This window comes from Corynebacterium sp. MSK122, assembly GCF_030229435.2.
GTDB classification, from domain to species: Bacteria; Actinomycetota; Actinomycetes; order Mycobacteriales; family Mycobacteriaceae; genus Corynebacterium; species Corynebacterium marquesiae.
This window is the reverse complement of the sequence record NZ_JASPHV020000034.1, coordinates 1-13,016: the sequence shown is the minus strand read 5'-3', so window position 1 is coordinate 13,016 and position 13,016 is coordinate 1. Positions and strand designations below refer to the sequence as shown.

Annotated in this window: 11 protein-coding genes and 1 tRNA gene; 5 read left to right on the top strand and 7 right to left on the bottom strand. The window is 62.4% G+C overall.

Translation table 11 applies throughout. The features are described 5' to 3' along the window. Positions 1 to 34: 34 nt before the first annotated feature. The 3 genes from QP934_RS10780 to purD form a co-directional block, all read right to left on the bottom strand. On the bottom strand, positions 35 to 928 hold the full coding sequence (locus QP934_RS10780) for a phosphoribosylaminoimidazolesuccinocarboxamide synthase (RefSeq protein ID WP_419127521.1): 894 nt from the start codon (positions 926 to 928) through the stop codon (positions 35 to 37). A gap of 142 nt (positions 929 to 1,070) precedes the next feature. Continuing rightward, a complete protein-coding gene (gene purB / locus QP934_RS10775; RefSeq protein ID WP_419127520.1) occupies positions 1,071 to 2,501 on the bottom strand; it encodes an adenylosuccinate lyase in 1,431 nt (476 codons plus the stop codon). A gap of 41 nt (positions 2,502 to 2,542) precedes the next feature. Beyond that, positions 2,543 to 3,817: a phosphoribosylamine--glycine ligase gene (purD, locus tag QP934_RS10770; RefSeq protein WP_419127519.1), complete on the bottom strand. Its 1,275-nt coding sequence runs from the start codon at positions 3,815 to 3,817 to the stop codon at positions 2,543 to 2,545. A gap of 35 nt (positions 3,818 to 3,852) precedes the next feature. Here purD and QP934_RS10765 point away from each other — a divergent pair, with 35 nt between their 5' ends. Further along, positions 3,853 to 4,284, top strand: a complete 432-nt coding sequence (locus QP934_RS10765) for an HIT family protein (protein ID WP_337888651.1) — start codon at positions 3,853 to 3,855, stop codon at positions 4,282 to 4,284. Here QP934_RS10765 and QP934_RS10760 read toward each other — a convergent pair. The 3 genes from QP934_RS10760 to QP934_RS10750 all read right to left on the bottom strand — a co-directional run bounded on the left by QP934_RS10760 (position 4,281) and on the right by QP934_RS10750 (position 8,441). Further along, positions 4,281 to 5,792 (bottom strand): sensor histidine kinase, encoded by a 1,512-nt coding sequence (locus tag QP934_RS10760; protein ID WP_419127518.1) that lies wholly within the window; start codon positions 5,790 to 5,792, stop codon positions 4,281 to 4,283. The two genes, QP934_RS10765 and QP934_RS10760, sit on opposite strands and share 4 nt — an antisense overlap. Positions 5,793 to 5,804: 12 nt before the next feature. Next, the gene (locus QP934_RS10755; protein WP_005325775.1) at positions 5,805 to 6,509 is read right to left on the bottom strand and encodes a response regulator transcription factor; all 705 of its coding nucleotides are present in this window, start codon (positions 6,507 to 6,509) and stop codon (positions 5,805 to 5,807) included. 186 nt (positions 6,510 to 6,695) lie between these two features. Continuing rightward, positions 6,696 to 8,441: a pyruvate dehydrogenase gene (locus QP934_RS10750; protein WP_419127517.1), complete on the bottom strand. Its 1,746-nt coding sequence runs from the start codon at positions 8,439 to 8,441 to the stop codon at positions 6,696 to 6,698. Positions 8,442 to 8,614: 173 nt separating this feature from the next. Here QP934_RS10750 and QP934_RS10745 point away from each other — a divergent pair, with 173 nt between their 5' ends. Both QP934_RS10745 and QP934_RS10740 read left to right on the top strand, forming a co-directional pair. Next, positions 8,615 to 10,126, top strand: coding sequence for an MFS transporter (locus QP934_RS10745; RefSeq protein ID WP_419127516.1), 1,512 nt, complete (start codon positions 8,615 to 8,617; stop codon positions 10,124 to 10,126). Further along, positions 10,092 to 10,646, top strand: a complete 555-nt coding sequence (locus tag QP934_RS10740; RefSeq protein ID WP_419127515.1) for a TetR/AcrR family transcriptional regulator — start codon at positions 10,092 to 10,094, stop codon at positions 10,644 to 10,646. Before QP934_RS10745 ends, QP934_RS10740 begins: the two co-directional genes overlap by 35 nt. Positions 10,647 to 10,674: 28 nt before the next feature. On the opposite strand, the gene QP934_RS10735 is transcribed toward QP934_RS10740, so the two are convergent. After that, positions 10,675 to 10,747: transfer RNA gene (locus QP934_RS10735), tRNA-Thr, on the bottom strand. A 151-nt stretch (positions 10,748 to 10,898) separates the two neighbouring features. Here QP934_RS10735 and thrE point away from each other — a divergent pair. Together thrE and QP934_RS10725 are read left to right on the top strand one after the other, a co-directional pair. Next, entirely contained in the window at positions 10,899 to 12,635 is a 1,737-nt protein-coding gene (gene thrE, locus QP934_RS10730; protein WP_340419068.1) for a threonine/serine exporter ThrE, read from the top strand. Between the two features lie 86 nt (positions 12,636 to 12,721). Beyond that, a partial coding sequence (locus tag QP934_RS10725) for a hypothetical protein (RefSeq protein WP_419127514.1) occupies positions 12,722 to 13,016 on the top strand: 295 nt, incomplete at its 3' end.

Sequence of the window (13,016 nt, the reverse complement as noted above, 5' to 3'; positions counted from 1 at the left end):
TCGGAGATGTGTATAAGAGACAGCCTTAGGGCAGCTAGGCCTCGGGCGAGAGAAAGTCCGCGAAGCGCTCGCCGGAAAGCCGCTCGTAGGCCTCGATGTAGCGCAGGCGGGTGGCGGAAACGACGTCGTCGGGAAGCTGGGGCGGAGTGCCGTCGGCGGCTTGGTCCCACCCGGAGGCGTCAGAAGTCAGCCAATTGCGCACGTATTGCTTGTCGAAGGACGGCTGGACCTCGCCCTCCACGTAAGAATCGGCCGGCCAGTAGCGGGAGGAATCTGGGGTAAGGACCTCATCGGCCAGCACGAGGGTGCCGTCTTGGTCTAGGCCGAACTCGAACTTGGTATCGGCGAGGATAATGCCCTTCTCCTCCGCGAGCGCGGCGGCCTCGGAGTAAATGCGGAGGGTGGCCGCGCGCAGCTCCTCGGCGCGCTCGGCGCCCAGCTTGTCCACCACGAAGTCGAAGGAGACGTTCTCATCGTGCTCGCCCTGTTCCGCCTTGGTGGCCGGAGTGAAGATGGGCTCGGGCAGGCGGGAGGCCTCAGCCAGGCCCTCCGGCAGCTCGATACCGCACACGGTGCCGTTGGCCTTGTACTCCTTCAGGCCGGAACCGGTGAGGAAGCCGCGGGCCACGCACTCGAAGGGCAGCATATCCAGTTTCTTGACCACCATCGCGCGGCCAAGGCACTCGGCGGGGATGCGCTCATCATCGAGCGGGCCGGCCAGGTGGTTGGGGAAATCGATGGAGTCGAAGAAGAACTTCGAGGTTGCGGTCAGCACGCGGCCCTTGTCTGGGATGGCCGGCTCGAGGGCGTGGTCGTAGGCCGAGATGCGGTCCGAGACCACCATCAGAAGAGTGTTCTCGTCTACATCGTAGATATCGCGGACCTTGCCGGAGGCAAGATGGGTATAAGAAGAAAGCTCAGATCGCATGACCTTCATTCTAGCGCCCAGGGGTAGCAAGCACGTTTCGATCAAATAAGCTCCGAAATCCGCGCGGGATTCGGGGGCTATTTGATCGAAATGCGAAAAAGGAAGGCGCACCGCGACAGAAAGACGCCCTGCGCGGCTCGTTTTAAAGGATCTCGGCCGGGGTATAGGCCGCGGCCTTGGGGTGCTCGCCTACTAGCGCATTGATGCGGTTGAGCACCTGGCTGACCTGGGACTCGGCGGCGCCGATAAAGGCGTGCTTATCGGCCAGGGCGGCCTCGAGGTCGGACTCGTCCATGGGCAGGCGGTCATCGGCGGCGAGGCGTTGGACTAGGTCCTGCTCGCCGCCGTTTTCGCGCATATTGAGCGCGACGGCCACGGCGTTTTCCTTGATGACCTCGTGGGCGGTCTCGCGGCCCACACCAGCGCGCACGGCCGCCATAAGGATGCGGGTGGTGGCCAGGAAGGGCAGGTAGCGCTCCAGCTCACGGTCGATCATGGCCGGGAAGGCACCGAACTCGTCGAGGACGGTGAGGAAGGTTTCGAATTGGCCGTCGAGGGCGAAGAAGGCATCGGGAAGCGCGACGCGGCGGACGACGGAGCAGAAGACATCACCCTCGTTCCACTGCTGGCCAGCGAGGTCCGCGGCCATGGTCAGGTAGCCGCGGAGGATGACCTGCAGGCCGCCGACGCGCTCGCAGGAGCGGGCGTTCATCTTGTGCGGCATAGCAGAGGAGCCAACCTGGCCCTCCTTGAAGCCTTCGGTGACGGTCTCGTTGCCGGCCATCAAGCGGATGGTGGTGGCCAGGGAGGACGGGGCGGCGCCGAGCTCCACTAGGGCGGAGATAGCGTCGAAGTCGAGGGAGCGCGGGTAGACCTGGCCCACGGAATTGAAGATGCGGTGGAAGCCCAGGTAATCCGCGATGGCCGTCTCCAGGGAGGCGAGCTTGTCCTCGGAGCCACCCATGAGATCGAGCATGTCCTGGGAGGTACCCATCGGGCCCTTGATGCCGCGCAGCGGGTAGCGTGCCAAGAGTTCTTCGACGCGCTCGATGGCCAGTAGCATCTCATCGCCGGCCGTAGCGAAGCGCTTGCCCAGCGTGGTGGCCTGCGCGGCCACGTTGTGGGAGCGGCCAGCCATAACCAAGGACTGGTACTCGGCGGCGTGCCGTCCGATGCGGGAGACCACGGCGATGGCCTTATCGCGGATGATCTCCAGCGAGGTGTGGATCTGCAGCTGCTCCACGTTCTCGGTGAGATCGCGGCTGGTCATGCCCTTGTGAATGTGCTCGTAGCCGGCCAGCGCATTGAATTCTTCGATGCGGGCCTTCACATCGTGGCGGGTGACGCGCTCGCGCTTCGCGATGGACTCAAGGTTCACGTCCTCTACCACGGCCTCGTAGGCCTCGATGGCCTTGGCGGGGATGTCTACGCCCAGATCCTTCTGAGCGCGCATGACCGCGATCCAGAGCTTGCGCTCCAAGATGATTTTATGCTCCGGGCTCCAGATATTGGACAATTCCGCGGAGGCATAGCGGGAGGACAGGACGTTGGAAATCTTCTTTTTTTCAGCCACGTGGCTATTATTCCATGCCTGCCCCGCCGCGGGGTGAAAGGTTAGAGAGAAATCTCACCGTCTTCTGCTCGCTTGCCGATGTCCCGGCGCACAAAGCCACCCGCAAACTCGATGCCGTCGACGGTGGCGTAGGCGTTTGCGCGGGCGTCGGCAAGCGTGGCGCCCTTACCCAGCACGCTGAGCACGCGGCCGCCCGCGGTGCGGTAGGCGCCATCGGTATGCACGGTGCCGGCATGGAGGACGCGCTGCGGATCGTCCAAGGCGGCGCCAGAGATGGCATCGCCCTTGCGCGGGGAAGCCGGGTAGCCCTCAGCCGCCATGACGATGATGACGGCGAAGCCATCCTCCCACTCCAGCGGCGGGAGCTCGGAGAGGGTGCCGGTGGCCGTGGCGTAGAGGGCCTCAGCCAGCGGGGACTTGAGCAGGGAGAGCACGGCCTGGGTCTCCGGATCGCCGAAACGGCAGTTGAACTCGACGACGGCCGGGCCTTCTTCGCTCCAAGCCAGGCCGGCGTAAAGCAGACCGGAATAACGGGTGCCGCGGCGCGCCATCTCCTTGGCCACAGGGGTGCAGACCTCGTCCACGATGCGCTGCACGCCGTCCTCCGGCAGCCACGGCAGCGGGGTGTAGGCGCCCATGCCGCCGGTATTGGGGCCCTCGTCGTTGTCATAGGCACGCTTGTGATCCTGGGCCGGCAGCAGCGGGACGACGGTCTCACCATCGACTAAGCAAAAGAGCGAGACTTCGGGGCCGTCGAGGAAGGATTCCAGCAGCACCGGGTTGCCGGCCGCGAGGACGGCATCGACGTGGGCGCGGGCGGCGGCGCGGTCCGGGGTGACCACCACGCCCTTGCCGCCGGCCAGGCCGTCGTCTTTGACCACGAACTGCGGGCCGAAGCGGTCGAGCGCGGCCTCAATGTCGTCCTCGCCTGCACCGGGGCGCAGCTGCTCCGCGCGGGCCGTCTTAACGCCAGCAGACTCCATAACGTCTTTGGCAAAAGCCTTGGATCCCTCGATCTGGGCTGCGTCCTTGCTAGGTCCGAAGACAGCGATGTCGGCCGCGCGCAGGGCATCGGCCACGCCGGCGACGAGGGGAACCTCAGGACCGATGACAACGAGGTCCGCGGCGATGCTCTGGGCGAGCTCCACCATGCGATCAGCGTTATCTACCTGGGAGTAGTCCGGGTGGACGGTAGCGAGGGCGGACATGGCCGCGCTGCCCGGCGCGGCGTGGATTTCGGTGCTCTTAGGGTCGGCGGACAGGCCCTTGACAAGGGCGTGTTCACGGCCGCCCGAACCAATTACGAGAATGCGCATGCCCACCATCATAACCAGCGGGTAGCCTGGCACACATGGCTTCTGTATTTACAAAGATCATTAATGGTGAACTACCCGCTCGCTTTGTCTACCGCGATGAGACCTGCGTGGCTTTCCTCTCCATCGAGCCGCTGCGCTACGGCCACACCCTGGTCGTGCCCATCGAGGAAGTAGATAAGTGGACCGACCTGGATCCACAGACCTGGGCCCACCTCAACGAGGTCGCCCTGGAAATCGGCGGCGCTATCAAGACCGCGTTTGATACCCCGCGCACCGGCTACATCATCGCCGGATTCGATGTCCCGCACACCCATATTCACCTCTTCCCCACCGAGAAGATGGAAGAGTATGACTTTGCCAAGGCCTTCGACGCCGATAACACAGACGATGCCGCGATGGATGAGGCGGCCGCCCGCATCCGTCAGCACCTCGGCTGCAACGAGGACGGCGTTCGGGAGGAGGATTAGGCCTCGGAGGAGGCGTCGGCAAGCGCGGGCAGGCGCACCGTAAAGGTGGTGCCGCGGCCGAGCTCGGAGTCGACGCTAATGCTGCCATCGTGCTGCTCCACTAGGGAGTGGACGATGGCCAAGCCCAGGCCGGAGCCGCCGGTATCGCGGGTGCGCGAGGTATCGGCGCGGTAAAAACGCTCAAAGATATGCGCCGCGTCGTCTTGGGACATGCCCTTGCCATCATCGCTGACATCGACCAGCACATCATTAGCCTCGCGGCGCAGGCGCAGCGTCACCGTGGCATCCTCTCCGCCGTGGCGGATGCCGTTGGTCACTAGGTTGAGCAGCACCTGATGCAGGCGGCTGGCATCGCCATTGACCACCGGGATGGACTTGGCATCATTGGCCACCTTAATCTCACGGCCGGGGAAGGCCGCACGCGCGGAAGAGCCCACGGACAAGGCCAGCTCCAGCAGGTCTACGGGGTGCATGTCTAAGCGCGTACCCTCGGCGCGGGTAAGAGCCAACAGGTCCTCCACCAGCAGGGACATGCGCTTGGACTCATCATCGATCTTAGAAAAGACCAGATCCACGTCCTTGGTGGCGCCCGAGCGATAGAGCTCGGTATAACCGCGCAGGCTGGTCAGCGGCGTGCGCAGCTCATGCGAGGCATCGCCGACGAAGCGACGCATCTGTTCCTCTTTCTCCTGCGCACGCACAACGGAGCGCTGCAGCTGCCCCAGCATGATATTGAGTGCGGCGGCCAACTGGCCCACTTCGGTGTGCAACGGCCACTTGGGGACTCGCTTGTCTAGGTCACCTGCCGCGATTTCCGACGCCGTCTTTTCCACCACCCGCAGCGACCGCAACGCCCTGCGGATAAACCAGAAACCCACGGCCGCAATGGCGGCCAGGGCGATGGCGGCAATGGTCACTTGGACCATGGCTAGGCCGTGCAGGATTTCGTTCTCGTGGGTCATATCCTTGGCAATGACCGTGATGACGCCATTGGAATCCGCGAAGGCGAGCGCGCGCCACTTGGTGTTGTTCTCGATGGAACCCACGGTGGTGGGATAGCCGCCGAGCGGGATATTCTCCGCATTCGGGGTAGTCGACGATGGTCCCGAGTAGCGGATGGTGCCATTGGGCAGGTAGTTCAACACTACGTATTCGGTGGGCGGGCGCTTGGTGTGATCGCCGATGAAAAAGTCATTGCTGATATCGCGCGCCCATGTGGTGGACGCGGAGCGCAGCTCATCATCGACGTTATTGAAGAGCACGTTGCGCATGATGGAATTCACCGCAAAGGACGAGCCCGTAATGCCGAGCCCGGAGACCACAACGAGGAGGATGACCAACCACGTACGCAGCGGCATTGCCTGCGGAATCTGGGAAAACATCCGCCGCTTGGAGGACTTTTTCTCCCCTTCGCCTTGACCCAGGCCTTCATGCCACATGGACTGCGGGCGCGCCGTCGCCGTCGCGGGCGCAGGTGCCTGGCCCTGGGTCTCCTGTGAATCTTCCATTACTTAAGCACTTTAGGAGCGCGGGGTGCGCAGTACATAACCCACGCCGCGCACGGTGTGGATCAGCTGCGTCTCGCCGGTATCGATTTTGCGGCGCAGGTAAGAGATATAGGACTCGACCACGTTGCCATCGCCGCCGAAATCGTAGTGCCACACGTTGTCCAAAATCTTGGACTTAGACAGCACCACTTCCTTGTTTTGCATCAGGTAGCGCAGGAGGTTGAACTCGGTGGGAGAAAGCTCGATGAGCTCACCGGCCTTGGTGACCTCATGGGTGTCATCATTGAGCGTTAGATCCGCGTAGCTCATGGTGGCATCGTTGGTCGATTCTTCCGCCGCGCCACCGCGGCGCATGATGACGCGCAGGCGGGTGATAACTTCTTCCAGGCTAAATGGCTTGGTCACGTAATCATCCGCGCCGATGGTCAGTCCGTGGATGCGCTGGTCCACACCGTCCTTAGCGGTGAGGTAGAGCACCGGGCCGTCCAGGCCTTCTTGACGCAGCTTGCCCAGCAGCTCGAAGCCATCCATACCCGGCATCATGACGTCCAGGATGTAGGCATCTGGGTTTACTTCGCGGGCAATGCGCAGCGCCTCGTTACCGGAATTGGCGCTGTAAACCTCGAAGTTCTGGAACTTCAGCGATACAGTAAGCAGCTCCACAATATTGGGTTCGTCATCGACGACAAGCACCTTGGCGAGTTTAGTGTCTTCCATGTTCTCCTCAGACTCCCTTAAAGGTTGCGATTTTCTAACACGTCATCATGGCACGCTTGCTTCCCAGCCTACTGAAGAGTTTCTGCCTGAATCCTGTGAACGTGGAGTAGCGCCCTGGTCGAGGCAAAAGAAAACCACGCCCCTCCCCAGGTGAGGAAGGGCGTGGCAGCTAGCGCAGCGCGCTATTTAGAAGTCCTGCGGGCGCGGGATATTGCGCAGGTTGGACTTTGCCATGGTGATCATCTGGCCAACGCCACCGTCCAGAACAGTGCGGGTGGCAGCCTTGGAGAAGCCCATGAGCTGCTCGATGGTCAGCGTCGGTGGCAAGGAGAGGGCGTTGGGGTCAGTAACGACGTCGATAAGAGCCGGGCCGTTATAAGCCAGCGCCTTCTTGATCTGCTCCGGTGCGTCCTTCGGATCCTCGATGCGGAAGTGTTTGATGCCGGAAGCCTCTGCGATCTTGGCAAAGTTGACGGACTCGTGGTCGGTCTCGTGCTCCGGCAGACCCTGCACCAGCATCTCCAGCTTGACCATGCCCAGGGAAGAGTTGTTGAACACGAACATCTTGATAGGCAGGTTGTGCAGCTTCACGGTGAGCAGCTCACCCATCAGCATGGACAGTCCGCCGTCACCGGAGAAGGTGATGACCTGGCGGCCCGGGTTAGCGGCCTGTGCACCCAGTGCCTGTGGCAGGGCGTTGGCCATGGTGCCATGGCGGAAGGAGCCGATCTGCTCGCGCTTGCCGTTGGCGGTGATGTAGCGAGCGCCCCACACGTTGCACATGCCGGTATCGACGGTGAAGATGGCATCCTCATCGGCGTTCTTGTCAATGAGGTCAGCAACATACTCCGGGTGGATCGGGGTGTGCTTGTCCACGTTGGAGGTATAAGCCTCAACGACGTGCTCCAGCTTGCCGTAGTGCTTCTTGAGCATCTTGTCCAGGAAGGAGCGATCCTTCTTCTCATCCACGTGCGGCAAGATGTTCTCGATGGTGGCGGCTACGTCACCGGTGACCGGGTAAGAAATCTTGGTGCGGCGGCCGATGTGGGAGCCGTTGATGTCCACCTGTGCCACGTTGGCATCCGGCAGGAAGTCGTTGTACGGGAAGTCGGTACCCAGCAGGATAAGCAGGTCAGCCTCGTGGGTGGCCTCGTGTGCCGCACCGTAGCCCAGCAGGCCGTTCATGCCTACGTCAAACGGGTTCTCGTACTGGATGTACATCTTGCCACCCAGAGCGTGGCCGATGGGAGCCTTGATCTTCTCCGCCAGCTTGAGCACCTGCTCGCGGGCGTCCTTGACGCCGGCGCCAACGAAGAGGGTGACGGACTTCGCCTCGTTGATGGCCTGGGTCAGGGCAGCGGCCTCGACCGGATCCGGGAAGACGACCGGGCGGCCAGCAGAGATCTTGGACTCGACGAAGGAGTCATCCTCAGCGTCCTGCATAGAAACGTCACCCGGGATAACCAGGACGGAAACGCCATTGCCGGCCATGGTGGACTGGATAGCGTGGTGCAAGACAACGCCGCCCTGCTCAGCGGAGTTGACCATCTCGCAGTAGCCAGAGCACTCCTGGAAGATTGCCTCTGGGTGGGTCTCCTGGAAGAACTTGGAGCCGATCTGGCGGGATGGGATGTGGGAAGCCAGTGCCAGCACCTTGGCGCCGTTGCGGTGGGCGTCGTACAGGCCCTGGATCAGGTGGGTATTGCCCGGGCCGCAGGATGCGGCACATACAGCCAGCTTGCCCGTGGTCAGGGAATCTGCCTCGGCAGCGAAGGCTGCTGCTTCCTCGTTGCGGACGTGGATCCACTCGATGGAGGAGCGGCGAACGGCGTCCACAATCGGGTTCAGGGAGTCACCGACGAGGCCATAAATGCGCTCGACACCCTGCTTTTCCAGGGTGTCGACTAGCTGTTCTGCATAGTTACGTGCCATTAAAAATCATCCTTTAACTCTTAATTGGTGTTAATACCACTGTGCTACTTAGAGCACAGGAAAGTCCACTATTCTCTTATACACTCACACACTGCACCCAGCTGTGAGGAAGGTAATACTAACCTATCTTCGGCTGCAAACTGTAACGACCGTTCGGTACGGTTTACTGCGCTATGAGTATCCACCCGCCCCGCGCACAAAGCCACATCGCTGCGGCCTCCACGGCCACCCAGCGGTGGTCTTTCTGCGCCGTCATCTCTCTGGGGTTACTCATGGTTGGGCTGGATAATTCCATCCTCTACACCGCATTGCCGCAGCTATCGCAGCAATTGCACACCACCGATACCCAGCAACTCTGGATTATCAACGCCTACGCGTTGGTGCTCTCCGGGCTCCTTCTTGGCGCCGGCACGTTGGGCGATCGCACCGGCCACCGGCGGATGTTTCTCATCGGCTTGGCCGTCTTCGGCGGCGCTTCCCTGCTCGCCGCCTATTCCCCCAGCGCTTGGACGCTGGTTTTAGGCCGCGCCTTCTTGGGCTGCGGCGCCGCCATCATGATGCCGTCGAGCCTGGCGCTTCTCCGCCTGACCTTTCCCGATGAGGTGGAGCGCAACACGGCCATTGGCATCTGGGGTTCTGTCGCCGTCATCGGCGCGGCGGCCGGCCCCACCGTGGGCGGCTTCTTTTTGGAGCACTTCTGGTGGGGCTCGGTCTTTTTGCTCAATGTCCCGATTGTGGTCGTGACCATCGTGCTGACCCTGTTCCTTGCCCCGCCAAACGCTCCGAACCCCCTAAAACACTGGGACTGCCCCTCGTCCCTGTATTCCCTTATCACTCTCGCCAGCCTAGTGCTGTCCATTAAATCCCTGGCACACAACTGGCCGGTGAGCGCCGCCGCAGGCATCGTCTTCATCTGCGGCGCGCTCGCCTTTGGCCGCCGCCAGGCTCGCTTGTCAGATCCCCTGCTGACCTTCGACATCTTTGGCTCCCGCATCTTCAGCGGCGGGGCCCTAACGGCCGGCGGCGCCATGTTCGGCCTCGCCGGACTGGAGCTGCTGAGTACCCAAAAGCTGCAGCTTGTCGACGCCCTCTCGCCCCTCCACGCCGGCCTCATCATCTCCGCCATGGCTCTATCTGCCATCCCTACCTCCATCCTGGGTGGTGCCACCTTGCATCGCGTGGGGTTCCTCCCACTCATTAGCGGCGGATTCTTGCTCATGGCCGCCGGCATGGCCCTGGTGGTGGTGAGCCGGGGTGAGACGCTTCCCCTGCTCGTCTCCGCCCTCGTGCTCACCGGCCTAGGCGCGGGCCTGGCCATGTCCGTGTCCTCCACCGCCATCATCAATGCCGCTCCGCTTCATCGCGCCGGCATGGCCTCGGGTGTAGAAGCGGTCTCCTATGAGTTCGGCACCCTGCTCTCCATTGCACTGACTGGCACCCTCGTGCCGCTGCTCATGGCCCACGAACTGCCCCCTCACCTCGCGGAACTGGGTACCGACGCGCTGCATCACCCCGCTTCCCACGCGGCCGCCGCTAGCGCCTACAATGCCGGTTATCTTTCCACCATCGGCGGCCTAGCTTGCTTCGCCTTGCTCCTAGCCGCGATAACCGCCTGGTGTTTCCGAGATAACCCGAAATCAGGAGATCCCTATGCCGCGACTCAACAAAAAGACCGCAGCCCTTGAAGCTGCGCTCGACATCATCGCCGCCGAGGACGTCTCTGGCCTTACTTACGACTCCCTAGCGCAGGCGACCGGCATGTCCAAGTCCGGACTCATTTATCACTTCCCTACCCGCCACGATCTGCTCGTAGACTGCCATCGGTTTTGCGCCGCGCGCTGGGAAGCAGAACTCGAGCGCCTGGCCGGCGGCCACTCGGCAAGCGAGCTCGGCTGGGCCGAGCGCTCCCGAGCGCTCGTATTGTCGATGGGCAAAAATGATCCCCTCATCAAGCTTTTGATGTGCGTACATTCCCAGACGCACCCGGATTTTTCCGCCCAGTGGGCCGAGGTGGATGCGCGCTGGATGGTCGATCCTTCCGCCACCGAAACGGACGAGGATGATCTGCTGGTCATGCTTCTTAGTACCGGCCTGTGGGTGCACGATCACCTCAACCAGCGCAAGCTGTCCCCCGCCAATCGCCAACGCATGGTCGACCGGCTTTTTCGGCTTATCGACGCCCCCTCAAAAACCACCGAAGGCTAGGCCCACACCGGGGCCCAGCCTCCTTTTGAGCTGGAGACGAGACTTGAACTCGCAACCTACGCATTACAAGTGCGTTGCGCTACCAATTGCGCCACTCCAGCACCGCGGGAGAAATCCCGCTCGTTGCATAGTACCCGAGTACCAGCGCCAAAGGGAAAGCCGGTCCCCCATCTATGCATTGTCAGGGTGCAGGGGCTAAAGTTCAGGCAGAACCTATCCCACATTTCCAGCGCTTTTTCGAGGGTTATTTCCGTGTCATTTTTGTCCGCTATGCGGGAGCGTCTGCGCGCTTCCTCGGGCCAGGTAGCCATCATCGACGCGGCTAAAGCCGCACCGCCACCATCACCACTTGCCCCGGTTGATCTCACCGACGCCGCCCAGGTCACCGGCGTTATGGAGATCGCCGCTCGCATTGGTGAAATCCTCATCGGAGCCGGCACCGCCAACTCGGATGCGCGCGCCCAGGTGCACCTGGCAGCGTCGTCGTATGGCTTGCACTACTGCCACGTGGACATCTTGATGAATACCATCACCATCCACACCACCATCGGCACCGGTGAGCAGCGCAAGAACCTACACGTCTTCCGCGTGGTGCCGAGCATTGGCGTGGATTTTTCCAAGCTCGCGGCCGTCGATAAGCTCATTCGCTCCATCCACTCCGGCCAGATGCCGCCGGCCATGGCGGAGCAGCGCCTAGACGAAATCGACCGCATGCCAGCGCCCTATAAACCGTCCACGGTCATGCTCAGCTGGGGCGCGATGGGCGGCCTGATTTCCATGATGCTTGGCGGCGACCTGCTCGTCGGCATGGTGGCGTTTGTAGTCTCCGCGTTCATCATGGGCTTGAACGCCTGGTTGGCTAATTACCGCCTGCCGCCCTTTTATCAGAATGTGGTCGGCGGCTTTTTCGCCGTCTTCCCGGCCGCCATTTTGTACAATGTCGCGGCCTCTTTCGGCATTAATTTCTCGCCCGCGCAGATCATTGCCTCCGGCATCATCGTGCTGGTGGCGGGGCTGACGTTGGTGCAATCGCTTGTCGACGGCATCACGCGCGCCCCCGTCACCTCCTCCGCCCGCTTCTTTGAGGCGCTGCTATCTACCGGCGCCATCATCGCCGGCGTCGGTGTGGGCATCCAGCTGGCCGATTCCTTGGGCTTTAACCTGCCGCCGCTGGCCACGCTGGCCGCGCCGGTCTACCACGAAATTCCACTGCTAGTGCTGCTTGGGGGCACGGGTTCTGCTGCCTTTGCACTGGCCTGCGGCGCGGCCTGGATTGAGGTCACCATGTCTGGCCTTACGGCCGCGGCCGGCATGATTTTCTATTACTTCGTGGTGGTGCCCTTCGGCGTCGGCCCGGTGATTGCCTCTGGTCTTTCCGCGGTGGTCGTTGGCCTGGCTGGCGGTTTGATGTCACGCCGCTGGGGAATTCCGCCGCTTATCACCATGATCGTGGGCTATACGCCGATGCTGCCCGGCCTCATGCTCTACCGCGGCATGTACGCCTCGCTCAATGAGCAGATGATTACCGGCTTTACCAATATGGCCATGGCGCTGGCCATCTCCGGCGCCCTGGCCGCCGGCGTAGTACTGGGCGAGCGCGTGGCTCGCCGCCTGCGCCGCCCGCAGTACTTCCGCCCGTACACCGCCTTCAAGCGCATCGGCCGCTTCTCCTTCCATAAGGCCACGCACTTGGCCCGCAAGGCCCCGCGCATCCCGCGCGTGCCGCTGTCCCCGTTTGCCCCGCGCGTCAATCGCCCGGAGTTACCACCCAAGCTCGGGCCGAAGCCGCCGCAGCAGCACCCGCGCCACGAGGCCCAAAACCATGCGCCACACACCCGCTCGGCCGCGGAACTGTGGCCGCAGGATACCCAGTGGCCGGCGCAGCCGCAGCAGCGCGAGAAGACCACCTATACCGTGCCGGGCACCGAAACGTTTCGTGCCCAGAAACCGGAGCAGCCGGGCACCGAATCCGGACCCGAGCGGCCCTAAACGCCGCCGGTAGCGTACAATATTTGCTCTGATAGCTTTTCTTGCAAGCGCTTAAGTAGTTTCCACAACGTTCAGGAGGACACGTCGTGCCACCCAAGGTCCAAGACACCCACCCACAGGCTGACCAGAATCACGCCCTTGAGGAGGAGACCTCCCGCGCAGCCCGCCGCATCGTGGCCACCTATGCGCAGGACTTCCTCGACGGCGTGACCCTGATGTCCATGCTGGGCGTGGAGCCAAAGGGCCTGGTGCACAAGAAGGTGCTGGCGGAGCAGGCCGATGCCGCTCCAAAGAAGTCGACCAAGAAATCCAGCAAAAAGTCCACGAAGAAGTCGACTAAGAAGTCCACCTGTCTCTTATACACATCTCCGAGCCCACGAG